Annotated in this window: 13 protein-coding genes; 5 read left to right on the forward strand and 8 right to left on the reverse strand. The window is 58.1% G+C overall.

What is annotated here, in order from left to right:
• The first annotated feature begins 206 nt into the window (after window positions 1-206).
• Entirely contained in the window at window positions 207-7,643 is a 7,437-nt protein-coding gene (locus UH5x_RS20665) for an SDR family NAD(P)-dependent oxidoreductase (RefSeq protein WP_482633531.1), read from the forward strand.
• Window positions 7,644-7,673: 30 nt separating this feature from the next.
• Here UH5x_RS20665 and UH5x_RS20670 read toward each other — a convergent pair whose 3' ends face one another.
• On the reverse strand, window positions 7,674-8,354 hold the full coding sequence (locus UH5x_RS20670) for a response regulator (protein ID WP_236696046.1): 681 nt from the start codon (window positions 8,352-8,354) through the stop codon (window positions 7,674-7,676).
• Between the two features lie 201 nt (window positions 8,355-8,555).
• On the opposite strand from UH5x_RS20670, the gene UH5x_RS20675 reads away from it, so the two are divergent.
• Window positions 8,556-8,936 carry a hypothetical protein gene (locus UH5x_RS20675; RefSeq protein WP_047813257.1) on the forward strand — a complete coding sequence of 127 codons (381 nt, stop codon included), beginning with the start codon at window positions 8,556-8,558 and terminating at the stop codon, window positions 8,934-8,936.
• A 79-nt stretch (window positions 8,937-9,015) separates the two neighbouring features.
• On the opposite strand, the gene UH5x_RS20680 is transcribed toward UH5x_RS20675, so the two are convergent.
• The gene (locus UH5x_RS20680) at window positions 9,016-11,583 is read right to left on the reverse strand and encodes an alpha/beta hydrolase-fold protein (RefSeq protein ID WP_482633532.1); all 2,568 of its coding nucleotides are present in this window, start codon (window positions 11,581-11,583) and stop codon (window positions 9,016-9,018) included.
• A 269-nt stretch (window positions 11,584-11,852) separates the two neighbouring features.
• Between UH5x_RS20680 and UH5x_RS20685 the strand changes: the two genes are divergently transcribed.
• Complete coding sequence (locus UH5x_RS20685) at window positions 11,853-12,806, forward strand: cobalamin-binding protein (RefSeq protein WP_047813256.1); 954 nt, start codon at window positions 11,853-11,855, stop codon at window positions 12,804-12,806.
• A 179-nt stretch (window positions 12,807-12,985) separates the two neighbouring features.
• Here UH5x_RS20685 and hisI read toward each other — a convergent pair whose 3' ends face one another.
• The 6 genes from hisI to UH5x_RS20715 form a co-directional block, all read right to left on the reverse strand.
• Window positions 12,986-13,366 carry a phosphoribosyl-AMP cyclohydrolase gene (hisI, locus tag UH5x_RS20690; protein ID WP_482633533.1) on the reverse strand — a complete coding sequence of 127 codons (381 nt, stop codon included), beginning with the start codon at window positions 13,364-13,366 and terminating at the stop codon, window positions 12,986-12,988.
• Between the two features lie 8 nt (window positions 13,367-13,374).
• Complete coding sequence (locus tag UH5x_RS20695; RefSeq protein ID WP_047813321.1) at window positions 13,375-14,373, reverse strand: NADPH:quinone reductase; 999 nt, start codon at window positions 14,371-14,373, stop codon at window positions 13,375-13,377.
• An 89-nt stretch (window positions 14,374-14,462) separates the two neighbouring features.
• Entirely contained in the window at window positions 14,463-17,909 is a 3,447-nt protein-coding gene (locus UH5x_RS20700) for a hybrid sensor histidine kinase/response regulator (protein WP_482636044.1), read from the reverse strand.
• A 4-nt stretch (window positions 17,910-17,913) separates the two neighbouring features.
• A complete protein-coding gene (locus UH5x_RS20705; RefSeq protein ID WP_482633534.1) occupies window positions 17,914-20,571 on the reverse strand; it encodes a serine/threonine-protein kinase in 2,658 nt (885 codons plus the stop codon).
• Complete coding sequence (locus UH5x_RS20710) at window positions 20,568-21,185, reverse strand: ECF-type sigma factor (RefSeq protein WP_047813253.1); 618 nt, start codon at window positions 21,183-21,185, stop codon at window positions 20,568-20,570. The genes UH5x_RS20705 and UH5x_RS20710 overlap by 4 nt, the downstream gene beginning before the upstream one ends.
• A gap of 9 nt (window positions 21,186-21,194) precedes the next feature.
• The gene (locus UH5x_RS20715; RefSeq protein ID WP_482633535.1) at window positions 21,195-22,160 is read right to left on the reverse strand and encodes a histone deacetylase family protein; all 966 of its coding nucleotides are present in this window, start codon (window positions 22,158-22,160) and stop codon (window positions 21,195-21,197) included.
• A gap of 86 nt (window positions 22,161-22,246) precedes the next feature.
• Here UH5x_RS20715 and UH5x_RS20720 point away from each other — a divergent pair, with 86 nt between their 5' ends.
• Both UH5x_RS20720 and UH5x_RS20725 read left to right on the forward strand, forming a co-directional pair.
• Entirely contained in the window at window positions 22,247-22,816 is a 570-nt protein-coding gene (locus UH5x_RS20720; protein ID WP_482633536.1) for a hypothetical protein, read from the forward strand.
• A gap of 59 nt (window positions 22,817-22,875) precedes the next feature.
• Window positions 22,876-25,086, forward strand: a complete 2,211-nt coding sequence (locus UH5x_RS20725; RefSeq protein WP_482633537.1) for an acetylxylan esterase family protein — start codon at window positions 22,876-22,878, stop codon at window positions 25,084-25,086.
• Window positions 25,087-25,215: the final 129 nt, after the last annotated feature.

A 25,215-nucleotide genomic window follows, 5' to 3' on the forward strand; every position in this document is an offset into this window, starting at 1 on the left:
CACTCCGAGCAGAAACGGACCCATGGGTGAGGCGGTTTGGGGGTTAGTATAGATGCAAATGACCGAAACGACGACTCACAATCAAGGCTTTGGGAAGTCCCCCCCGGTGCTAGTAATTCTTCGTCGCTTAAGCAAACTTGTGAAGACATCTCGGCTTCGCGAATTCGTTCGCCTCCCGCCTGAACATCTAACCTGAACACTGCATCGTGAATTCACCTGAACGTGACCTTTCCGAACGCCTCGCGAAACTCTCTCCGGAGCAGAGAGCTGCCCTGCGAAAACGTTTGGCCCGTTCATCCTCCTCGACGCCCTCCCCTGCCACCAATTCGGCGGGTTCGCGCCCATCGACGGCGACTGCGGAACCGATCGCGATCGTGGGCGTGTCGTGCCGGTTTCCCGGTGCGCCGGATTTGGACGCTTATTGGAAGGTGATTTCCGAAGGGATCGATGCGACCGCGGAGATCCCGCCGGAACGCTGGGACGTGGATTCGCTCTACGACCCCACCGGGCAAAAGGCCGGACGGATGTCGGTTCGTCGCGCGGGAATGGTCGCCAACATCGATCAATTCGATCCCAGGTTCTTTGGCATCTCGCCGCGTGAAGCCGCGCGGATGGATCCCCAACAACGGTTGTTGTTGGAAGTCAGTTGGGAAGCATTTGAGATCGCGGGCATCCCTGTTTCCAGTTTGGCGGGAACTCCCGTTGGGGCCTACGTCGGAATCGGCGGCACGGATTACTCGAAGGTCCCGTCGACCTACGACGGTTACTACCAGTACATCGATGCGCATGTTGGGACAGGCAACGCCCTTTCGATTGCCGCCAACCGGTTGTCCTACATCATGGATCTTCGTGGTCCCAGCATGGCGATCGACACCGCGTGTTCGTCCTCGACGATGGCGATTCACTTGGCCGTGCAAAGTTTGCGATCCGGCGAATGCGACGCGGCGCTCGCCGGCGGTGTGAATGCGATTTTGACCCCCGAAACAACCATCGCGTTTTCGAAAGCTCGAATGCTGTCGCCGGATGGTCAGTGTCGACCTTTCGACGCCGATGCCAATGGCTACGTTCGCGGTGAAGGCAGTGGAATGTTGTTGTTGAAACGACTCCGCGATGCCGAGCGAGATGGCGATCACATCTGGGGAACGATCCTGGCCAGCGCGACCAACCAAGATGGTCGAACCAGTGGTATCACGGCGCCCAACGGTGTGTCGCAACAAGCGGTCATTCGGACCGCACTTCGCGAAGCAGGTTTGCCCGCTTCCCGAGTCAATTACATCGAAGCCCACGGCACTGGAACACCACTGGGCGATCCGATCGAAGTTGATGCGCTGACCCAGGTCTTCTCCGGAACACCCGGCGTCGACCCGCCTTGTTATGTGACCAGTGTCAAAGCCAATGTGGGCCACATGGAAACGGTCTCGGGTGTGGCTGGCATCATCAAGTTGTTGTTGATGATGCGTCACCAAACCATTCCCGGTCAGCTCCATCTGAAAAAGCTGAACCCGCGAATGTCGCTGAAGCGTTCCCGCATTGTGATTCCCGCTCAATCACCCCCTTGGCCTGTGGACGATGAGCCATTGATCGCCGGTGTCAGTTCGTTTGGCTTTGGCGGAGCCAACACGCACTTGTTGATGCAGCAGTATTTGCCGAAGGAAACGGTCGAGGTCGCTGGTTCGAACGAGTCCCAAACGAAGGAGCGAACTCGGCATGTGCTGGCCTTGAGTGGTAAGAGCGAAGCCGCCATCGCGGAGGTTGCCTCGCGATTGAAGCAGCACCTGGAACGCAACGATGGCAACATCGTGGATGTGGCTCACACGATGAACGTGGGACGCGTTCACCACACCCACCGATCCACGGTCGTCTTTGCGGACTCTGTGCAACTTGGCCAGCAGTTGACGCAGTTGAGCGAAGGCAAGAAAGGTCCCGGTATCCGCAGCGGACAAACCGTGACCAGCCGCGCCACGCGAATCGCTTTCTTGTTCACTGGCCAAGGATCGCAATCGCCGGGCATGGGCAAAGGTTTGTTCGAAACCCAGCCGGTGTTTCGCAAGGCGATGCTGCAGTGCGATGAAATCCTGTCGGAGGTGTTGCCCAAGCGTTTGCTGGATGTGTTGTACGGGGAGGGCCCGGATTCGGATTTGGTTCATCAAACACGGTACACCCAACCTGCCCTGTTCGCGATCGAATATTCCCTCGCGAAGCTGTGGTTGTCGTGGGGCGTGAAACCACAGGTCGTGTTGGGACACAGCGTCGGAGAATTCGCGGCCGCTTGCATCGCGGGAGTCGTGTCGCTGGACGACGCATTGAGCTTGATCGCTCATCGCGGCCGCTTGATGGGTGAGTTGGCTGCCGGCGGTGGCATGACAGCGATGTTTGAATCGGCGGAAGTCATCGCCAAACAACTTGGAGAGTTTCAGACGTCGGGCAGCGGGACTCTTTCGATCGCCGCTGAGAATGGGCCGCAGAACACGGTCGTGTCTGGACCGTTGTCGGATCTCGACGCGTTCGCCAAACACTGCGAGGAAGCTGGCATTGCTTCCAAAGCCTTGCAGGTGTCTCACGCGTTTCATTCGCAGTTGATGGAACCGATGCTGGATGAGTTCCGGAAGATCGCCGAGCAATGTGAATTCAAGGCACCACGGATTCCTTTGATCAGCAACCTGACCGGGGAGCAACTGACCAAGGCTTGGGACGCCGACTACCTGTGCGATCACATTCGCAACGCGGTTCGTTTCCAACCCAGTATGCAAGCTCTTTCCGAGATGGACATCGATGTGATGTTGGAGGTTGGTCCGTCACCGATTTTGACCGGCATGGGGAAACGTTGCTTGCCAGAATCCAACGCGACTTGGACACCATCGCTCCGGTCCGGCAACGACGACGAAACAGTCCTGTACGAAGCGGTGGGCGACGTTCACGCTCGCGGCGGCAAGGTTGATTGGCGTGCCTTCGATCAACCTTGGAAACGACGACGTTTGGTGTTGCCAACCTATCCCTTTGATCGCCAGCGATATTGGTTGGATCCATCGGATGACATCGTCGAGGATCCATCTCGCAGTCGCTCGGGGGCAGGCGAATTCCTGCATCCGATGCTGGGCCGATTGCAGCCATCGGCGCTGCAGAGTCGGTTGTATGAAAACGCTTTGTCTGCTCGCTCACCGGAGTTCTTGGCCGATCATGCGGTGCAAGGATCGGTCAATTTGCCCGGAGCTGCGTTCATGGAGGTCGCCTTCGCCGCGGCTCGAGATCGCTTCGGTGCTGGTTCGCATGCGATCACGGATGCGAACATCGAACACGCCATGTTCGTCAGCGAAGATCGTTGGAAGACGTTTCAAACCATCGTGGATGAAAGTCTTTCACTGGAGGTCTTTTCTCGCGATCGTGTCGATGCCAGTGAGCCTTGGCAACGGCACATGTCCGCTTCGCTGGTCCCTGCGGAACAGTCCGACGAATCGACCGAGGTGGAAGTCGTCTTGCCGCCATCCGGCATGTCGACCGTTGCTCAGCGTTTTGTCGGGGGAAAAGGTCACGACGAATTCTATGACTTGATGTCGCATCGACGACTGGAGTACGGACCACGATTCCGGATGTTGCATCGCGTCGACTATTCGATCGACGAGGCACTGGGCCAAATTCAGTGCGACGATACCACGCGAGCTGAATTCGATGACTACATCTTGCATCCCGTGTTGGGCGATGCGTTGATGCAAACGTTCTCGGCATTGGTTCCGCGTCCAGATCACGACACGTTCAGCGAAGCGACATACATGCCCACGAAAGTTTCGCGGGCGGTGGTTCATCAGCGTCCCTCGGGAACGCTTCGGACGTATGGCCGGCGGACTTCAGCGGGAGAGGTCTTGGATCCCGAATTCGTGGAAGGCGACGTTTGGCTGGTCAACGAACGCGACGAGGTCGTGGCCGAATGGACTGGCGTTCGTGTGACACGTGTCGGACGCGTGGGTGGTGGTGCGTCAGAGTCACTGGACGATTCGCTGTATCAGATCGATTGGCAGGACGCTGAGTCATCGCCGGTTGTGCCTGCTGAGGTGGACTTGGATGGGCAGCAGGTATGGTTGCTCGGCGGAGGTGGATCGTTGCGAGATTCGGTTGCCAAGCAGTTGGTTGGTCTCGGGGCGCAGGTCGTGACCGGCGAGTTGGAGTGTGATTTGAAATCACTTGCCGCGCGGGAGGAGTCGACGAAGCCACTCGCGGCGATCATCACCCTTTGGGATTCAAACGAAGCATCGAGCGACCCGGCGGGTGACGCGGAAGTCGCGTGTCAGGAGGCGCTCACGCAAGTCCGCTCGGCCATTGAGCACGTCACGCCTGGAAAACACTTTCGAGGGTGGTGGCATGTCACGAAGGGAGCCCAAACGGTTTCTGCATCGGAGACAAACATTGATTTGGCTCACGCGCCTGTGTGGGGGATGATTCGCGTTGCGATGATGGAGCTCGCGGATCTCAAGCCTCGTTTGTTGGATCTGGATCCATCGGCGACGGACCAATCCAATGCATCCGCGGTCATGGCTGAGACGGTTGCGGAGAATGAGGAAGATCACGTTGCTTATCGAGGTGGCAAACTCTATCTCGCTCGCTTGGTGAAACGACATGCTCAGGACGGTGCAGGTGGCGAAACGACGATCACCATTCCGTCGCAGCCACACCGCTTGCGTTTTCGTCAGACCGGCAGTTTCGATTCGCTGTACTTTGAGCCCATGGAACGCGAGGCACCTCAGGGAAGTGAAGTTGAACTGCGGGTCAATGCCGCCGGGTTGAACTTCAGCGATGTGCTGAAGGTGATGGGGTTGTACCCCGGTATCACTGACAAAGTGGTGCCACTGGGGATTGAATGCGCCGGCGTTGTCACTGCGGTCGGCGAAGATGCAAAACGCTTTCAAGTTGGCGATCGAGTGATGGGAGTCGCTCCGTTCAGCTTTGGTTCGCACGCGAAGACACCGGAGTACACGCTGGTCAAACGGCCGGCCGGCATCGATGATGTCGAGGCCGCCACGATCCCGATCGCGTTTTTGACCGCCTGGTATGGGCTGGTGCATTTGGCCGATGTGCAACCTGGCGAACGCGTGTTGATCCACGCTGGGGCCGGCGGGGTTGGATTGGCCGCCACTCAGATCGCTCAGTACCTGGGTGCCGAAGTCATCGCGACGGCGGGCAGCGATGAGAAACGCGATTTTCTGCGTGGCTGCGGGGTGAAGCATGTCTTCAATTCGCGGACCACGGCGTTTGCTGACGACATTCGGCGTGCCTTTGGCGGCCAAGGCGTGGACGTGGTTTTGAATTCGCTTCCCGGCGAAGCGATTCCGAAAAGTCTCGGTGTGCTCAACGCCTACGGTCGCTTCTTGGAAATCGGCAAGACCGACATTTACCAAGACCGCAAAGTGGGGTTGCTGCCCTTCCAAGACAACCTGTCTTATCACGCGATCGACTTGGATCGCGTGTTGCGGCAGCGTCCAGCGAAGATCGAGAAATTGTGGTCGGAGCTTGCTGAGAGATTCGAAGCAGGCGACTTGCAACCGATTGCCTGCACCGAGTTTGATCAGACCGAAATGGTCGAAACGTTCCGCTACATGGCGCAGCGAAAGAACATCGGCAAAGTCATCACGCGAATGTCGACGCAGAGCACGATGGATTCCACCGCTGAGACTGAGGCGAAGGATGAGTCGGCTGCGTCGACGGTTTTGATCACCGGCGGGACCGGCGCGATCGGATTGAAGCTGGCCAAACGATTGATCGATGAGGGGGCAACCAGCATTGCACTGCTGTCCCGTCGTCAGCCAACCGGCGAGGTCGCGGCAAAGATTGATGCTTTGACGGAAGAATCGGACGATGCCAACGTGATCGTGTTGCAAGGCGATGTGGGGGATCTGGAATCGCTGCGTTCGGCGCTGAAGCAACTGCCCGATGGCATGCCACCAATCGCACACGTCTATCACGCGGCCGGTGTTCTTCAGGACGGTTTGTTGATGGACATGACGGCGGAGCAGTTGCTCGTTCCGATGGGGCCCAAGGTGCAAGGCGGATGGAATTTGCACTTGGCGACCAAAGATTTTCCGATTGAGTCGTTTGTCTTGTTCTCTTCCATCGCCGCGTGCTTGGGATCGCCTGGACAAGCCAACTATGCTGCGGCCAATTCGTTCTTGGACGCTCTCGCTGAGTATCGGCGTGGCAAAGGTTTGCCCGCGACCAGCATCGCCTGGGGACCCTGGGCGGAATCGGGCATGGCGGCCACGGAAGACCGCTCGTCTCAGTTGGAATCTCGGGGCATGCGTTTGCTTCCCGCCGAGGCGTGTTTGCAAACGATGCAAGAACTCATTGAGGCCGGCGATCACTACGTCGCGGTGATGGATGTGGACTGGCCAGCGATGACAAACAGCATGCGTCGCACCCGGCCTTTCTTCACCGAATTCGCAGACAGTTCACTGGCCGATTCCAATTCGAAGGTGGATCAGGTTGATCATGAATTCCGGGCTCGGTTGGCGGGAATCCCAGAAGACGAACGAACCGACCAGTTGCGTCATTATTTCGCGTCCGAGTTGGCTCGATTGATGGGATGGGAAGCCGAGCAAATTGACGTCACGCAAAAGCTCAGTGAGCTGGGCATGGATTCGTTGATCGCGATGGAGTTGAAGAACAATCTCGAACAACGTTTGGCCATCACCATCCCAATGTCAGCACTCGTTGAGTCCCCCTCGATCAACAGTTTGGTTGGCCATGTGGTCTCGCAGTTCGCTGACGAGGATGGAGGCATGAAAGCCGCGCGTGGCAAACCAACACGAAACGCGAACGATCGGACTGCGTTGATCGTTCCATTGAAAGCCGAGGGAAGCCGTTCGCCTTGGCTGTGCATTCATCCCTTGGGTGGATCCACGGCCTGCTACTCCGATTTCTCGCAACAGGTGGATGACGACCAGCCCGTGCACGCGTTGGCAGGCGGGGGATCCGACGGAGTCAGTGAGCCACCGGCAACGCTCGATGCGATGATGGACGAGTACGTTGATCTGGTGCAGGAACAGTTTGCCGATGAGGAACTGAGGTTGATTGGATGGTCTGCGGGCGGCGTGTTCGCTCTTGAGTTGGCCCGGCGTTTGGAAAAACGAGGTCGCGACGATGTGTCGGTGACTTTGTTGGACACCCCGCTTCCATCGATCTACCGCAACGTGGATCCGAACGATGACGTTCAGTTTGTCGCCGATCTGATTCAGTTCTCCAATGCGTTTTCCGGGACCAACATGCGTCTGACCGCGGAAGAGTTGGAAGGCGCGCGTGGGACAGACAAAATCTGGCAGCTTGTGTTGGAAGAAGCGCAGCGTGCCGGGGTTCTCAGTCAGTCAGCTTCTGCCGAGATGGTTCGCAAGTTGATCGACACCAGTCGGCGGCATGTTCAGTTCATCAAGTCGTATGAGATTGATCCGGCCAGCCCAAGTGTGCAGCTGATCCTGCCAGTGAAGACCACCGCGCTGGAGGGTTCCTCGGGAGAACGCTGGACCGACCACTTGGATTGGGCGTCTCAGCTCGACACAGAGGTCATTGTGGAACAGACCGATGGCGATCACTTCACGATGCTGATGGGCGAGCAGGCTCGCAAATTGGCGAAGCGAATGGAACAGCACGCGACGGCGAAATGACGTCTTGGCATGCGAGAGGATGGGTGGTGTTTACTTCGCCATCAGGTATCCAACCCCGCGAACCGATTTGATTCGTGTGGGTTGGTTTGGGTCATCGCCGAGTTTTCGACGAACACGCGAGACACGCAGGTCGATGGAACGATCCAGGCCGTCGTAGGGCAAACCCAGCAGGTCGACATAAATGTCTTTGCGGGCGACGACCGATCCCGCTCGTATTGCCAGGTACTCAATCAAGTCAAACTCCGCGGTGGTCATCTCGACCGTGTCTCCCCCGATGGTGACCTGGCGTTTGGCGGGCGTCACAATGAGATCGCCGACAATGATTCGGTCCTCTTCGTTCAATTGCGTGTCAGACTTTCGAAGGTGGTTTTTCAGACGCGCGAGCAAGGCACGTGGACGAACTGGTTTGCTCATGAAGTCATCCGCGCCGACCTCCAACGCAACGACTTCATCGATTTCTTCGCCGCGAGCCGTCAACACGATGATCGGTCCCGAGAATTGGTTGCGCACCGCGCGGCAGACATCGATCCCGTTCATGCCGGGGAGACCGATGTCCAACACGATGGCATCAAACCGATTGTGGACGATTCTTTTCGCTGCGAGTTCACCATCATTTTCGATTTCAACCGTGAAACCGTGTTCATGGAGGAAATCGCTGACCATCGCTGCCAAGTGAGTGTCATCTTCGACCAATAGCAGTCGATCTTGCATTGCATTTTTTCCTGCTTGGGCACGAACGTTCAGGCGTTGGAACCCCAGTCCTGGAAAAAGGTTCCGACGGAAAAGGCGTGTGAAAACGAATCCCTGGGGAAACGATTTCCCGATTCATTTGGCGGAACCTTGCCCCGATATCGGCATTGAAGCCTTGCCGAGAGTGGAGACTCACACGGTTTCACCAAACAGGATGAAAAGATGAATCGAAAATCACTGACTTGTAGCAATGGGCACCATTTGCGAGCCGCTGGGGCGCTGGCTGGCAAAACTTTGCCCTGCCCACGTTGTGGCGTCGCGGTCACCGTACCGTGGGAGGATGCTTTCACCGTCCCCGAGCAACCCCCTCAGCGAGATTCGCTTTCAGACACGGGGGTGATGCGAATTCTGGGGGAGGCAAGCATGCCGGTTCAGCAGAGTGAAACTCAACCCAGCGACCCATCCACGGGGTCACATCGACCGTGTCCGAGATGCGAGTACTTGGTCAGCGACCAATCCACGGTCTGCCCGAAGTGCAGCTGCTACATGGGCGTGTTGCCTCAGTTCTTGCGAGCGTTGCTCCCCAAGAACATGTCCGCCTAAGCGGACGAAAGAGTTGCTGATGGATGACGCTTCAAGGAATCGCATTTGATTGCCTTGAAGCGAATCCAGTCCGCAGACGTCACTTTTTGACGGTCAATTCCCGGCGATAGATCGTCGTTCCATTGGTCACGTACAAATGGGAGTGATCTGGTCCTGCCAACACGCAGCTGGTCAGTGGCTTTGCCGGATTCGGTTTGGGAAGCACGCCGCAGGGACGACCCGTGGGGTCAAAAATCTGCACGCCCAATTCGCTGGTGACGTAGTACCGACCGATCTTGTCGACCGCCATGCCGTCACCTTTGGAAGCGGTGAGATAGGGCGGTGGTTCATTGAATTTGAATTCACCCTTGGGGTCGATTGGCAATCGCATCGGCATGGTCGGCATCTTGGCATTGAGCACACCGTCCGCATTGACTCGGAATGTCCAAGTGAACTCCCCACCGTAATCGGACACCGCCAATGTGCCGCCGTCGTTGGACAACGCAATCCCGTTGGGACGCGAGATTCCTTCATCGGCCGAAGTCACCTCACCCGTTTCAATGTTGATTCGAGTGACTTGGTGAGCCCCGGTTTCGGTGATGAACAAGTCGCCTTCATCGGAAACGGCCAGGTCATTGGGGGCGACGTTTTCGGCGATCGTTTTCACTTCCCCCGATTTCGGGTCGATTGAGATCACACGCTTCTTGGATCCCTGGCAGGCATAGAGCAACCCGTCAGGGCCAAACATCAACCCACTGACCGATTCTTTCGCGATGACAGTTTTGCTTTGGTCGGTCACGTTGACTCGGACAACCGCGGGAGCACGCATGTCGCAGTAGTAGAAGTTTCCTTCCGCGTCGCTGCAGGGAGCGTCGGCAAAGCCGAGGTTGTCTGCCACCACCTCCCAAGACTTGCCAGGAACCAACAGATTCAGAAGCGTCAGGTCGCCTCGCAGGTCGTCCGAGGTATCGATGGCAGGCGTGTGAGTCTCCTTTCGCCACAACCATTTCATGGCTTCGGGGAATTGCATGCTGCCAAAGTCGGCGTTGTGCCCGTAACCTTCCGCCCAATCCAAACGCACGTCGTAGCCCATGTAGTTCAGCGAGGATTCCAAGCGTTGATTGGCGATCGGCCAGTGCCCAAAAGGATTGTCGTTGTCACCGCTGGTGTCGGCCATGGAAACGCGAATCGGTTTGGGTTCCGTCTTGCGAATCAGGGACGAATAGATGTCGCCACCACGCAAGTTCACAAAGCTGCCGACGTTGGAGTAAACCTTGCGGAACTGATCAGGACGTTCCCAGGCAACGGTGAAAGCACAGATCGCTCCGGAGCTCGATCCGCCAATCGCACGCATGTTGGGATCGTCGGAAAGGTTGTATTTCTTTTCGACCTCAGGAAGGATTTCTTCCAGCAAGAATCGGCTGTAACGATCACCGAGGCTGTCGTACTCGAAGCCACGATTGGATGATTTGCGGCCTTGGCGAGGTTTCGATTTGTCGTGGCCTGGGTTGAGGAACACTGCAATCGTGGGAGGCATCTCACCGCTGGCAATCAAGTTGTCGAACACGGTTGGGATTCGCCAACGACCCTTGGTGTCTCGCATTCGTTCGCCATCTTGAAACACCATCAATGCCGCTGGTTTGCTCGCGTCGTACTGAGCCGGAACGTAAACCGCCCAGTCACGAATCGTGTTGCCGAAGATCTTCGAATTCCAAGGTGGCATCGTTTCCACTTTGCCTTGCGGCACGTTTTCGTTGACGACGGCGAGCGGGTGAGGCTCCCATTTGGGTTTGGTCGATGCGGGAGGGATGACGGTGGATTCCGCGTTGTCGTTCCAAAGCCACTGCAAGGCGCTGGGCAGTTCTTTTCCGCCCCACTGGCCGCTGTGCCCGCCCTCGGTCATCACGAATTTGTATTGGTAGCCTGCGAATTGAAGTGCGGCGGCCATGTCACGGTTGGCAAGCGGCCAGTTGCCGTGCAGGTTGCTCAAGTCATCGCGACCTTCTTGCAGGTAAACCTGGATTGGTTTGGGTTTGGATTTGGTTTTGCGAATCAAACCAGGGTAAGCCCAACCGCCACGAATGTTGGTGTAGCTGCCGATGTGGCTGAGCACCTTGCCAAATTGATCTGGCCGTTCCCAAGCCACGGTGAACGCACAGATGCCACCCGAAGAGATGCCCGCCACGGCGCGTCGTTTGGGATCGGAAGAAACCTGCAGGTCCTTCAAGGCCACGGGGAGGAATTCATCGATCAAGAATCCCGCGTAACGATCTCCCAGCGAATCGTATTCGAACGAACGATTGCTCCGAGCTTTGGCACCTGGTTTGGTGGCGGGCACCGTGCCGGGGTTGACGAAGACCGCGATCGTTGGCGGCAGCAACCCCTTGCCGATCAAATTGTCGAGCACGATCGGAGCACGAAACGAACCATTGGGTTTCGCGTAGTTCATGCCATCCATGAACACCATCAAGTTCGCTGGTGTTTCCGGATCGTATTGCGATGGAACATAAACGGCATAATCGCGACGAGTTCCCGGAAACGTTTCGCTGGTCTCAAACACGCCCTTGGTGAGTTTGCCTTGGGGCACGCCATCCTGAACCGTCCGGAGCGCTTCGTCATCAGCGTGGGCCACGGTGGCGAGGGAAGCGACGCAGATGGCTGCAAGCACGACAAGGCAAGTGCAAGGCCGGATCCAGGAAGCAAGGTGCTTCGCTGATTGAAAGGCAGGTTGCGGGCCGGTGGGGGGATGCATGGTGAATCGCTCGGTGGGATGACTTGGGTGGGATCCTCGCTCGTAAGTTCGCGAGAGGGGGCTCTGATCATCGTTGCTGGGCAGGTGCCAAGCAAGTCCGGCAATCAGGCAAGCATCACGGGTGGGAAGATTGCAGGAGCGTGATAAGTTTCTTCCATCGCCACTCTAGCCCTAGCAAACCCTTCATGAACATCATTTCACTCCTGCCCAGTGCGACCGAAATCGTTAGCGCGCTGGGGTTGCGAGACCAATTGGTCGGTGTCACGCATGAGTGTGATTTTCCGCCTGGTGTCGAGAGTCTTCCGAAGGTGACCCGGACCTTGATCCCGCACGATGCGACCAGTGGCGAGATTGATGCGATGGTTCGGGAGCGATTGCAAACCGAGCGGGCGTTGTACTCGCTGGACATGCCGGTGGTGGAATCGTTGTGCCCCGATCTGATTGTGACGCAGGCGTTGTGCGATGTGTGCGCGGTGGCGGAGTCTGAAGTCAACGCGGCGGCCTGCTCCCTGCCCGGGCAACCGCGTGTGGTGAATTTGGAACCCACCTCGCTGTCCGAGATGTTCGATTGCATCACGCTGGTCGGTGAAGCCGCGGGGTGTCCCGACCGGGCCGAGGCTCTGATTGGCAGTTTGCAAGCAAGGGTGGATCGAGTGCAGGAACGCACGACCGAGTGGCTGGCTCGGCCGGGAGTCGAAGTGCCCCGTGTGATGCTGTTGGAGTGGATTGATCCACCGTTTAGCGCCGGGCACTGGAGCCCCGAGTTGGTTCGATTGGCGGGAGGCCACGAATGCGTGGGCGAGTCGGGCGAGCGTTCCGTGACCACGTCGTGGGATCGCATTCGAGACGCGGATCCCGATGTCTTGTTCATCGCCTGCTGCGGTTTCAGCGTGTCGCGAACCTTGGAAGACATGCCGATTCTGCGTGGCTATCCCGGTTGGTCGGAGATGAAGTGTGTGCGGGAAGAACGTGTCCACGTGGTGGACGGTTCCGCTTACTTCAGTCGACCTGGCCCGAGATTGGTGGACAGTTTAGAGATTCTTGCGAACACCCTGCACCCACAAATCCATCCCCTGCCGAACGGCCTCCCCCCCGCCCTGCAGCCCCAAAAGGTGTCAGGTACCTTTTTGGAAGAATAGGCAATTTGTTCGTTCCTGACTCGGCGTGATGTCGAGAAGCTGGATGGTTGATTGGCGTGATTGCCTTGCACTTCTGCGTGAGCATTGCCGACCTGGATCGGCATCCGAATTCATTCAGCAGGCAAGGTGGACGATTGCAGCTAGATTACCCAATTTACCAAAAAGGTACCTGACACCTTTTAGGCGATGCGGTCTTCGGTGATGTGAGTTTTGCCGTTGGGATCGACGCGGCGGAAGAAGCAGCTTTCGTAGTTTTCGTGGCAGGCCGCACCGGTTTGGTCGACGGACAACAGGATCGTGTCGGCGTCGCAGTCGACTCGGATTTCACGCACGACTTGGGCGTGGCCGCTGGTGTCACCTTTGCGCCAGAGTTTGCCCCGTGAACGGCTGAAGTAGACGGCGCGGTTGCCCGACAGCGTTTCGTCCCATGCTTCGCGGTTCATCCACGCTAGCATCAGCACTCGCCCGGTGGTGGCGTCTTGCGCGATGGCGGGGAGCAGTGGTTGGCCGGTCTTGGGGCACGGAACCCCGGCGTCAAAGTTGGGAATGGGAGAAGGCATGGAAGCGATTAGGTGTTGAGATTGACGATGATTTTGCCGGCCAGTTGACTGCTGTCTTCCAGCGTCGCTGATTCTTGCAAGGCGTGAGCTTGGGCGGCTTCTTCTAAAGTGAAGCGAGCACTGATGTTGGCGGACAGTTTACCGGAGGCGAGCCAATTGGAGATGTCTTCGGCAGCAGTCTTCATTTCCATGGGGGTGGCTTTGAACATCACAAAGCCATGGAGCGAGCATTCTTTGACATAAAACGGGCCGACCGGAAAGGCGGGCCGGGCGTCTCGCCCTGCCATCAACACCATGCGTCCGCGGCCCGCGAGCAAGTCGACGGCGACATCGAAGTCTGGTTCGCGGCGAGTTTCCCAGAACACGTTGACGCCGTCGGACGCGAAGGCTTTGGTTTTCTCGGCAATGGATTCTTCGTTGTACAGAATCACTTCTTCGGCACCGAGATCGCGACAGACTTGGGCTTTCGCTTCACTGCCCGCGGTCGTGATCACACGGGCTCCTTTGGCAGCGGCCATTTGCACCACCATCGATCCCACGCCCCCACTTCCACCGATGACCAGAATGCTTTCGCCGGGTGACAGTTGGGCTTCACGGAACAATCCGAGGTGAGCGGTGACACCGACCAGAGCGCACGCAGCGGCGTCTTCGTAGGGCACGGGTTCGGGCAACTTGAACACCCAGCCTTCCTCGACCGCAATCAATTCAGCGAGAGTCCCTTGGCGGCCGAGCAGTCCTTGGTTGGTGCACCAAACGCGGTCGCCAATCGTGAACCGTTTGACACCGGGCCCCACGTTTTCGACCACACCCGCCGCATCGCATCCCGGCACAAATGGCTGAGGCAAATCCATGGCGATGGCGCCGGAGCGAATGTACGTGTCGATCGGATTGATGGCTGAGGCGTAAACACGAATCAAGACTTGGCCAGGTCCGGGAGTGGGATCCGGTTGCTCCGCGATTTGGATGGAATCGGCGGGACCTGGTTCAGTGATGAAGGCAGCTTTCATGGGTCGAACTCGTTGAAGAGGACGTTCATCAAACGGGAAATCCAAGGTCACACAAGGGGCGTCCGAGGTGACACAGCAGAAACACTATCTTAGCGTTGATTGGACGATTCGCGAATCCGCGAGACCCAGTTGGTTGCCGTGTTGAGAAGAGTCTCGATTGCCTGGGACTCGGGTGATTCCAGCGAGGCTGGGTCGGGATGGTTGGTGGCTGCCTTCAGACGCTCGACCCACTCGGGGTCTTGGATGGCCGACTCGACTTCGGCGGCCTTGGCCACATCGGGTTGCGGAGCAAAGTAGCGCAGGCATGACTTCAAGGTGTGCGATGCAGAACGAAGTTTGTTCGCATCGCCTCGCTTGGCACCCTGCGTCAAATTCTTCAGCAGCGAGGGGACTTCCATCAAGAAGGCATCGCAGACGGAGTCCATCGTATCAGGGTCGTTCCCGCAGTGCTTTGACAATTGAGATCGCCAGTCCCACGCCTCTTCCGCGGCAGATTCTGCTGCAGGCGACTCCGAATGGGGCGCGACCGAAGTCGGGTTGCTGGTGGAAGGGAGGGGGGATTCGTTTGTCCCGAATGGTTGAGGGGCGTTGTCGTTCGACGGCAATTCGGGAGGCAGCATGGCATCGGGTTCAGGCGTTTTCGATGCGGCCATCACGCGTTCAATTTCACCCAGCAGCAAATCCAGGTCGACCGGTTTTGTGATGTAGCCATCCATGCCGGCTTCGCGACAAAGTTGACGGTGTTGGTCGGTCACATGGGCGGTCAGGGCAATGATCGGAGGCGGGGTTCGGCCTGCTTTTTCGAATTGTTGATGAATGATTCGGGTGGCTTCGGTGCCGTCCATGTTTGGCATTTGCAAGTCCATCATGACGCAGTCAAACGTGTTGGACGCCAACCTCTGGACAGCGACATCTCCCGAGTCAGCGGTCTGCACGTGATGCCCCGAGGCGACCAATTGATCGTGAATCACCAAGCGGTTGGTCGCGCTGTCGTCGACGACAAGCAACCGGTACCCGGCGTCGGCGGTGGGCGCGTCGTTCGTCACATGGGGCGTGTCTGATTCGTTGGTCGACGTCGTTTGACCCACTGGCGGAACGGGAGCGACCGAAGCACTGGCCGTTGGCGAGGATGGTTTGATTCCGCGGCGTCGTTTGCGTTGGCCTCGGCTGGATTGCAGCAAGGGTTTTCCCGAGAGCCAACGGCGAAGCTCATCTGGATGAAGCGGTTCAATCACAATCGCGTCTTCACGCTTGGCACGCCGGGGAGTGGGCTCGCCAGCCCGGGTGAGCCAAATCACGCGGTCACTGGATTTTCGGGCTCGAATGCGGAAGGCGGCGTCGGCCGTTTGATCCGTCAGGATCCAGTGCAAGTGAACACAGTCGGGTTCTAGCATGGAGGGGGTGCGGATCGGCCATTGGCAATGCAGCAGCGTTTCTGCAATGGCGTCCTGCATGGTGGCGTTGTCAACCGAGACCACCGCGGTGGCACCTTCCGGCGGAACGGCAGCGTGTGACTTCTCTGCTTTGACGGGCCGGGGATCCAGGGGCAATGCCAACGCACATTGGAATTGGCTGCCCTGGCCAACGTGGCTGGTCACGGTGATGTCGCCGCCCATTCGTTGGGCCAAACCGCGAGCGATCGCAAGCCCCAAGCCAGTGCCACCAAATTGCTTGTTGGTGCCACGATCGGCTTGCTCAAACGCATCGAAGATTCGCGATTGATTCTCAGGAGCAATGCCAATGCCGGTATCAGCAACGGTGAGTTCGAACCATGCCATTGGTGCGGTGATGTCGCGTTGGTCGACGTTGGCGTTGGAGGAGGTGCCGTTGTCTTCTCGAAGATTCCGTGGTTCACCGATGGGGCTGAGTCGCAAACTCACCTCGCCTTGATGGGTGAATTTAATCGCGTTGCCTGCCAGGTTCAGCACGATTTGCCGGAGTCGCTTGGGATCAGCGATCACGCTTCGCGGTGTGTTGGGATCGATTGACAGACACAGTCGAACGGGTTTGTCGGCGACACGAACAGCAAGGCAACCAAAGGCATCGCCCACGACTTCGTGCAGGTTCACTGGAACCGGGTCGATCGTGACGCGACCGGCTTCGATGGCGGCAAAGTCGAGGATGTCTTCGATGACATCTCGTAGCAATTCGGTGTTTTGAGCGATCAGGTTGACGTAACGGCGGGCGGCATTGGGGAGCGTTTGTTGCGCCAGCAGATCCGTCAACCCGCGGATCCCGCCGAGCGGCGTTCGCAACTCGTGAGAGATGCCAGCCATGAATTGCGTCTTGGTACGGTTGGCTTGTTCCGCAGCGGCTTTGGCTTCTCGCATGGCCTCAAAGGCAGCTCGCTGCAGAGTGACATCGCGAATGATCACAGCATGTCCGGTTGCACCGCCCACCGGAATGTCGTGAACGGACACCTCGCTTTCAAATGCGCTTCCATCCCCGCGGCGAAGTTGCAATTGGTGTCGCTCGGTCAACGGCAGAGAGGCCCACTGTTTGGACACTGGCGAGATCAAGTCATTCAATGGGCGACCGACCAAACGTCCGCCGCCAGCTTGCAGCAGTTGACTGGCTGACGGGTTGGCTTCCACGATCGCACGCTGGTCATCGATCAACAGCACCGCGTCACCGGCCGCATCGAACAGGGCCCGTTTTCGAGCCTCACTGTCTCGGAGTGCGATTTCGTTGCGGTGTTTTTCGGTGATGTCCCAGAAGATAATTTGAACGCCAACGCATTGTCCGTTTTGGTCGTACTCGGGGGCTTTGAAGACTTGAGCAAAACCGACGCGACCATCAGGACCCGGGTGCACTTCGACTTTGTCGACCGCTTGTCCGGTCGACATCACCGACATGTCATCGGTGCGGTATTTTTCGCCGATGGCATCCCCGAACAACTCCGCATCGGTGCTTCCGATCACATCGACTGGCGTCATGCCGATGTCGGCGCAGAACTGTTCGTTGGCGTAGGTGAACACCCCTTCGGCACTTTTGCGTGCGACCTGCAAATGCATGCGATCGATCAGTGATTGGAAGGTGGTTTCGCTTTGATCGAGGCGGTGTTGGGTTTCTTGTCGTCGCGTGACTTCATTGCGAAGGGCACGGTTGACGCGTCGGATCTGCAGCGATCGCCGATGCACACGGTGCTGCAGCATGCGTTGGTGCTTGAGCCGGGTTCGCAAGCGGCCCTGCAAGTAAATGTGGAAGTAGCCGGTGGCCATCAGGGCAAAGAAGGTCCAGAGACGAACCGGTTCGAGCCACGCGAATGTCTCGGTCGGGGCGGATCCCGAAAACCGATGCGCGATCGGACCAAAGACATGCAGCAGGCCAACGGCTGCGACCGCCAGGCTTTGGATGGCGGTCATCCAGGTGATGAAGCGGCGGTGAAGCACTCGCCAGGCCAGCGGCAGCAGAATCAAATGGGCGACCACGACGGCCCAGTCTGGCGGCGTGATCGCATCGGCGATGGCCACCAACGCGATCAGGATCACCCAAGATCGTGGACGTCGCCAAAGTTGTGTCCACCATCGTCGCATGAGTTCAAAGCTTTTTGGCGAGTTCTTCATCGGCGTGACGTTGCCACCATTGGTGTGCGTCTTCTTGCGTCCAGGGATACCGCGGGGCGAATGCATCCAAGCGCTGGATCAGATCCGCAACCGATCCCACTCGGTCATGTTTGTCCTTGGCCATGCAAGCTTGGACCAACGCATTCAGGCCTGAATCGATCGGCTCGCCGCGATGCGTTTCGATTTCGAGAGGTTGTTGCGTCAGGATCAGAGCGAACATGGATTCGGGGTCGCATTCCGCGAACGGCGGATGCCCTGTCAACAAGAAGTATAAGACACAACCGAGTGAATAGACATCGCTTCGGGGGTCCATGACCGATGGAGCCCGGAACCTTTCGGGGGCCATGTACATGGGGGTTCCGGCCCAAACGGTTTCGGCGGTTTGAAAGACACCTTGGTTGGGTTCGAGCGGTTTCGCCAATCCGAAGTCAAACACCACTGCCCAATCACCCACGATGGTGTCGAAGCTGAGCATGACGTTTTGCGGTTTCAGGTCGCGATGCATCAAGCCTTGGGAATGGGCTTCCAAGACGGCTTGGCAGACCTGACGCAGGATCCAAATCGCCCGGCCGGGGGCTTGATGACCACTGCGAGCGACGACCTCTGACAACGTCAAACCTTCGAGCAACTGCATGACACAGAATGCTTCCCCGTGTTCATTGCGACCGTAATCGTAAATGGTCACGCTGTGGGGGCTGCACAGGCTGGCTGCCAAGCGGGCTTCGCGGTCGAAGCGTCGGTGATCGTCGTCGTCCTGCCGATCGACCCGCAGGACTTTCAGTGCGATTTCTCGTCCCAGTTCGGTGTGGCTCGCTCGGTAGACAACGCCCATGCCGCCGGCACCCAGTTCTTCGTGGATGTTGTACCGTCCAAGTGGTTGCTTGAGCGCCGAGGGTGCCGGGCCCTTGGACAATCGCTTGGCGAGCAAAATCGGAGCAATCGAGGCAAGCGACAGGAGCAACGCCCAGGGCCAGGTGGACGCCAACGGATAGGCCGCTTGCTGAGAATCACTTTCCACAATCAGGCCAAGACCAAATTCTGGCAGCCATCGCCAAACACCGATGCACCACTTGCCGGTGTAGGTTCGGTAAAGCTGGCCATGAACCTGAGGTTCGGAGCTGTGTGAAACCGAAGCCGCTGCGATGGTCAGCGGGTAAATGGTGCGATGAAAAGTGGATTCGTGATCGTCATCGAGCAAGGCTGATTCGGTCAACCGATCCAGTTGGGCCATGAAGCGATCCAAGCGTTCCTTGGCTTCCGATGGATTGGGGCTCTCTGTCACTCGGAATGGGGTTCCCTGTGACGGAGCAATTTTGTCGGGCAGGTTCAGGCTGGTCGTTTGCATGAAACCATCGCGATCGACCAAGTACGCATCGACATCCTGCGAGCGACTGATCGAGGACAGGGAGTCATTCAGCCAGCGGTTGGTGCTCGGTGGAATGACAACGGCTGCTCCAAGCACCTCGGAACGCAGGCTGGTTTGCGATTTCGACTTTGTGGGAGGGTGATCATGAACAGGAACGATCCAAGCCAACGGGTTGGATCGTGACGCGTTGAATTCGTTGGCCAGGTCTTTGCCGAGCAAGCTTGCCAGGGGAGCGGGAGCATGCAGCACGGTTCGTCCGCTGAGTGCTCGGGCCAAATCTGCTGCGCCGTCAGGAGGAAGTGGAGCGAGCGTTGGATCGTTCAGTGAACCGTTGCTTCCATCGGGAAAAATCAGGGCGAGTGGTTGCAGTTCTCGATTGAAAAAGACGACTTCGGGTGCTTGGAAAGGGGGCAGTTCCGGAGGATTCCGCTCTGGCAATGCCGCGTTCAAATCTCGAACGGAAGCGTTGAGCTTTTGTTGGGTGTCATCGGCTTTGTCGGGATCCATTGACGTGGAAGTGTCACCGGTGAGGGAACGAATGGCCTCTCGAACGTTGGGGTCCCCCGCCAAGTCGATTGCAAACTGTTTGTCGCGACGGAGAAGCCGCTCGACTTGGAGGGTGGAGAGGTCGAGTGTCAGCGACAACGATCGTTGGGCGGACGATTCTTTCTCTTGTCGAAGTCGATGGTCGACCCAAGCTGCTACCAACCAGATGCAACTGATGGTGGTGGCAGCGAGAAGCCAAACCAACCAGCTGTACTGTTGGGCTCGGTCGATGGGACCAATGGAGGTCAGTGTCTTTCGATGTCGCCCGGGAGTGGGTTGCGGGCGATCGACATCGTGACGCGGCATCGCATGAGTGCGCTGCGCGGAGTGCACCGTGTGGCTCTCACGAACACCGTTGGATGCGGCGGTCCTGGAGGGCGGGGGGCGGTCGAGATCGGACACCGAATCCGGCGTGGGACCCGAGGATGTGTCTGCCATGGAGCGGATCGCACGCACCACTTCGGATTCGGTGGTCTCGCGTGGTGTGGGAAGGCCTTGTCCGAAATGCGACAAACCGTTTCCGGGCGTCTTTCGAGATGCGGTGCCTTCCACTCGAGCCGCGTCGGGATCGTGCTCGGACAGCAACGAAAGGACTTCGCGGACCAGGTCTTCATCCCCGGACGCTTGGGTGCGAACGAACTCTTCCCGCGCGTCCTCTGCGATCTCTTCAGCTTCCCAGAACAGGTCACGGACACGCTGGTAACGATCCGCATCCATCATGAGGTCGAAGATTTTTCGTCGGGGGCAGCGTTGTCGGCGCTGGAGTCATTGGCGTCGTCGTCTGGGTCGCGGAGTTCGCGACGCATCCAGGCGCGAGCCATGGCCCATTCCTTTTCGACGGTCCGAAGTCCCAGGTTGAGTTCCGCGGCAATCTCTTTCATTCCCAAGCCGCCGAAGAATCGGAGTTCGACCACCCGAGCTTGCCTGGGGCTCAAGGCCGCCAATTGCAGCAACAGTTCGTCCAGAGCAACGACATCGTCATCCTGATCCAGGAGAAAGGTGACTTCGTCGTCCAGCTGACGTCGAATCCAGCCGCCCCCGCGTTTTTGGGCGTGGGTGCGTCGAGCATGGTCCACCAAAATGCGACGCATCACGGTGGCACCAATGGCAAAGAAATGCGTTTTACCCTGCCAGTCCACATGGTCTTGGTCGACCATTCGGACATAGGCTTGGTGCACCAGCGAAGAGCTGCTCAGGCGTTCCCGCTGCGGTTCCGATTGCAGAAATCGACCCGCCATCCGACGCAAGTCATCGTACAAGAACGAAAACATCTGGTCGGTTTTGGCCGCGTCACCTTTTTGACTACTTCGTAGGATTTGCGTGATCGACGACATCAAAGAAGCTCAGCGGGACAGTGACCAAACTTTGGCGACATGGAGGGTTTGGGAGTGAATATCAACGATCTCACTGACACTACTAGCGTAACCCCCAGCCATGGCGATTGCCACCGGCAATTCGTTTTGATGACACCACTGGAGCACCATCTCATCGCGCTGACGCAACCCTTCCATCGTGAGTGACAGACGGCCCAAGCGGTCATTTTGGAATGGGTCGGCGCCAGCCAAGTAGACGACCAGTTCAAATCGGCCTGATTGGTTTTGGTGTTTCTGGAGTGTGTTCAGAACGATTTGCAATGCCTGACAGTAGTCTTCATCCGCCGTCCCGTCTGGCAGACTGACGTCCAAGTCGCTGGGCACTTTCCGCAGCGGGAAATTTTTGACCCCGTGCACGGAACAGGTGAAAACGCTTCGGTCTTCTTTCAGGATCGATGCGGTTCCGTTGCCTTGGTGGACGTCCAGGTCGATGATCGCGGCCCGCTGAATCAGCCCTTCGGCTTGCAAAGTTCGGATGGCCACGGCGGCGTCATTGAAAACACAGTAGCCTTCCCCTTCGCCCGCAAAGGCGTGATGGGTGCCGCCGGCAAGATTGGCGGAGATTCCTTCGGCCAGGGCCGCTCGTGCGGCTGAGATCGTGGCTCCGGTGCTTCGCCGCGAGCGTTCGGCCATCTGCAAGGACCAGGGGAATCCGATTCGCCGGATTTCTTGCTTGGTCAGGGTTCCCGTTTGAACCCGTTGGACATAATCCGGCGTGTGACAGGTCAGCAGTTCCTCGTCCGTTGCAGCTTGGGGGACGACCAACACGTCATCGCGATGATGCTCCGATTCCGCCACCCTCTGGCGCAGCAAACGGTACTTGGCCATCGGAAACCGGTGGCCGTCAGGCAACGGCAGGTCAAAGTGATCGGTGTAATACAGACGCAATGCAGGCGGGTTGGTTGAGAGGTAAACTTTGTCCTGCGTCGTCGACAACGTGTGTCAACGCAGCAATCTGTTTCAAGGGCAGCACCGGGCTGCACACAACCACCTTATCGCACTCGACAAGACGAATGAATCCAATGTCTGACGACGCTTCAACAGCCGCCAACCCCGACGCCCATTCCGCAATGGATTCGCGAGGCATGACTTTGGCCGGTTGGGCCTTTCAGGGAATGGTGGTCACGTTGGGGCTGGCCACGGGATGTGTGTTCATCGGAGTGATCTTGGGGGTGATAGGAAGCGACGATGCACCCGAAGGCAACCCAACCCTCTTTGTCTTGATTGGTGTGGCGGCGTTGGTGTTCAACACGGTGTTGGCGTTTCTGGTTCCCGCGATGTTGCGATCGGCGGCGGCAACGAGATTGAAAGCCGCCGAAGGGGCGGTCGCGTCCGCTCGCAGCTGGGTTCAGTGGCCCGAGCGAGAGCCAATGCCGATGCCGCTGAGTCGATTCTGTCAGGCTGACCAAACGGCTCGATTGATCGGGCAAGCCATGTTGGAGGGCACCGCTGTGATCAATTTTGTGATGATGTTTTTGACCCGGTCACCCGTGAATTTGATGTGCGCTGTGGTCGCCTTGGTTGGTGTCGTCGCGATGTTTCCGACCATCGGCCGGATGCGAACTCGCATCGCGTCGGTCCTGGAAGCTTAGAATTCAACGCACTCTTTCCCCTCCGCTGTTTCAGCACCCCTCCTGCCAAAGAGATCTCCATGAGAACCCGACCGATAGTGAAACACGTCCCGAACTCGGTGTTTGGGAATGGCTTGGCCGTTCTGCTCGCCGGAATGGTTTTGGTTTCTGTCGCCTTGCCGCGCGACCTGCAAGCCGAGGAGACCAAGTTGGAAGAAACGGTCGCTTCGGAGGATCTGCCGGATCTCAAGACACTTGATGGGCACTTCCCCTTTGATGTTCCTGAGTCACGAGAGCAATGGGAATCTCGGGCGGAGCAACTTCGAACGCGTGTCGCGATGGCGACTGGCCTGCATCCCATGTTGCCGCGGCCACCGATCCAGGCCACGATTCATTCGGTTGTGAAGCGAGATGGGTTTCAGGTTGAAAAGGTCTACTTTGAAAGTTTGCCAGGCCACTTTGTGACCGGGTTGTTGTTCCGTCCCGCCGGCGAAAGTCTTTCGCGTGGGCTCAATGCAGACGGCAAGCGTCCGGGGGTGCTGAACCCGCACGGGCACGGTGGCCGGATGATGCGTAACGATGCGGACCGGATGAAGGCGTTGATCGCAAACGGCGATGAGCTGTACATGGAATCCGGTAGTCTTCCAAAGTTGGCCCGCTGTGCGACTTTGGCTCGAATGGGCTGTGTGGCGTTCATCTATGACATGGTCGGCTACGCCGATTCCGTGCAGTTGGGTTATGAGTTCGCTCACCGTCGCCATGAGACTCGTGAGGAAGAAGTCGTCCCCGCAGGATCGGATCCGGAGTTGTTCTTCAGTACGCCGGCGGACGCTCGTCTGCAATCGATCCTGGGTTTGCAAACTTACAACGCGTTGCGTTCCTTTGATTTCCTGGCTTCGCTCGAGGATGTGGATCCAAACCGTTTGGCGGTCACCGGTGGAAGCGGCGGCGGGACTCAAACGATTTTGTTGGATGCGTTGGAGCCGCGAATCATGGCCAGCTTTCCCAACGGGATGGTGTCGACATCGATGCAAGGCGGCTGTGCCTGCGAGAATGCCTGCTTGCTTCGCATTGGCACGGGCAACGTGGAGTTGGCCGCTTTGATGGCCCCCAAACCCATGGGGATGACGGCGGCCGATGACTGGACGATCAAGATGATGTTGGACGGGTATCCCGAGCTGAAGCAACTGTATTCGATGATGGGGCAACCTGAGAATGTGTTGTGTGAATCGGTGGTGCAGTTCAAGCACAACTACAACTATGTGACCCGCCGGATCATGTACGGATGGATGAACGAGCACTTGGGGCTTGGGTTGGAGACCCCCATCGTTGAGACCGATTTTCCTGCGATCACCGACGAGGAAGGTGCGGTCTGGGATGACGAGCACCCTGCCCCCACGCAGCGAGGCCCCCAACATGAAAAGTCGGTCCTGAGTTGGTGGGACCAGCAAAGCGAACGCTTGCTGGCAGATTGCCTGGGGCAGTCTGCAACGGCAGCGGGATTCGATGAAACCATCCGCCCTGCCCTGGCGACGTTGTTTGACCTGCCCCTGCCAGAGACCTCCGGCGTGTCGGTGAAATTCTCGGAGCCAGTGCAGCATGAATCGGGCGCGACGGTTGTCTCGGGAGTGGTGGTCGATCGGGCTCGTCGGCGTGAGATTCCGATTCAAAAATGGATCGCGAAATCGGCCCAGGATGTCTCCCCACCGACAACGGTTCTGTGGGTTCAGGCAACGGCTCAGGAGTCGACGGGCGAACCCGAATGGTCCGCTGCCCTGGCTGATCAATTGGAACAATCCAAGGTGCTGATCGTGATCGACATCGCTTCGATGCCCACGGATGCGGAGGCAGGGAAGCAGCGAACGAACCCGCAGCCGCGACGTGCTTCGGCGGCCTTCACGTATGGTTACAACCGGCCGTTGCCAGCGACACGCTGCGGGGATGTTTTGGCGGTGATCTCCGCGTTTCAGAACTCACCCGGTGATGTGACGTTGGTGGCACCCCAAGGCGCCGCGGCGTATGCGTTGCCTGCGGCGGCGATCGCGGGGCCGTTTCTGACCGAAGCCGTGATTGATGTGAATGGTTTCCGATTCGCTGACCTGCGTCACCAGGACGACGAGAGTTTCGTCCCAGGCATCGTGAAGTACGGCGATGTGGATGCTTTGGCCGCTTGGCGTGCGCCGTATGCCCTGACGATTCGCGATTCCAGTGACGAAGCGTGGGCAACCGCGAAGGCGATCTATCAAGCGCGGGACGCCTCGGATCAAGTTCAATGGCGTGCGAGCGAGTGAGTCGTATGGCTCGTTCCGGTAGAGCAACTCAGCGCGAGTTTGGAATCGCTCACTGGTTCGCGAAAGTCGGGATGACTTCTGCCACGCTCACTGGTGTGCGGGGCGCATGAAAAAAGGCCCGAGTGAACT

It is taken from the genome of Rhodopirellula sp. UH5, from assembly GCF_056839225.1.

Excerpts from the sequence above, each read along its gene's own strand:
- UH5x_RS20685 (WP_047813256.1), top strand. The coding sequence starts at position 11,853 with ATGAACATCATTTCACTCCTGCCCAGTGCGACCGAAATCGTTAGCGCG.
- UH5x_RS20710 (WP_047813253.1), bottom strand. The coding sequence starts at position 21,185 with ATGTCGTCGATCACGCAAATCCTACGAAGTAGTCAAAAAGGTGACGCG.
- UH5x_RS20675 (WP_047813257.1), top strand. The coding sequence starts at position 8,556 with ATGAATCGAAAATCACTGACTTGTAGCAATGGGCACCATTTGCGAGCC.
- UH5x_RS20720 (WP_482633536.1), top strand. The coding sequence starts at position 22,247 with ATGTCTGACGACGCTTCAACAGCCGCCAACCCCGACGCCCATTCCGCA.
- UH5x_RS20695 (WP_047813321.1), bottom strand. The coding sequence starts at position 14,373 with ATGAAAGCTGCCTTCATCACTGAACCAGGTCCCGCCGATTCCATCCAA.
- UH5x_RS20700 (WP_482636044.1), bottom strand. The coding sequence starts at position 17,909 with ATGCGACGATGGTGGACACAACTTTGGCGACGTCCACGATCTTGGGTG.
- hisI (WP_482633533.1), bottom strand. The coding sequence starts at position 13,366 with ATGCCTTCTCCCATTCCCAACTTTGACGCCGGGGTTCCGTGCCCCAAG.
- UH5x_RS20705 (WP_482633534.1), bottom strand. The coding sequence starts at position 20,571 with ATGATGGATGCGGATCGTTACCAGCGTGTCCGTGACCTGTTCTGGGAA.
- UH5x_RS20670 (WP_236696046.1), bottom strand. The coding sequence starts at position 8,354 with ATGCAAGATCGACTGCTATTGGTCGAAGATGACACTCACTTGGCAGCG.
- UH5x_RS20725 (WP_482633537.1), top strand. The coding sequence starts at position 22,876 with ATGAGAACCCGACCGATAGTGAAACACGTCCCGAACTCGGTGTTTGGG.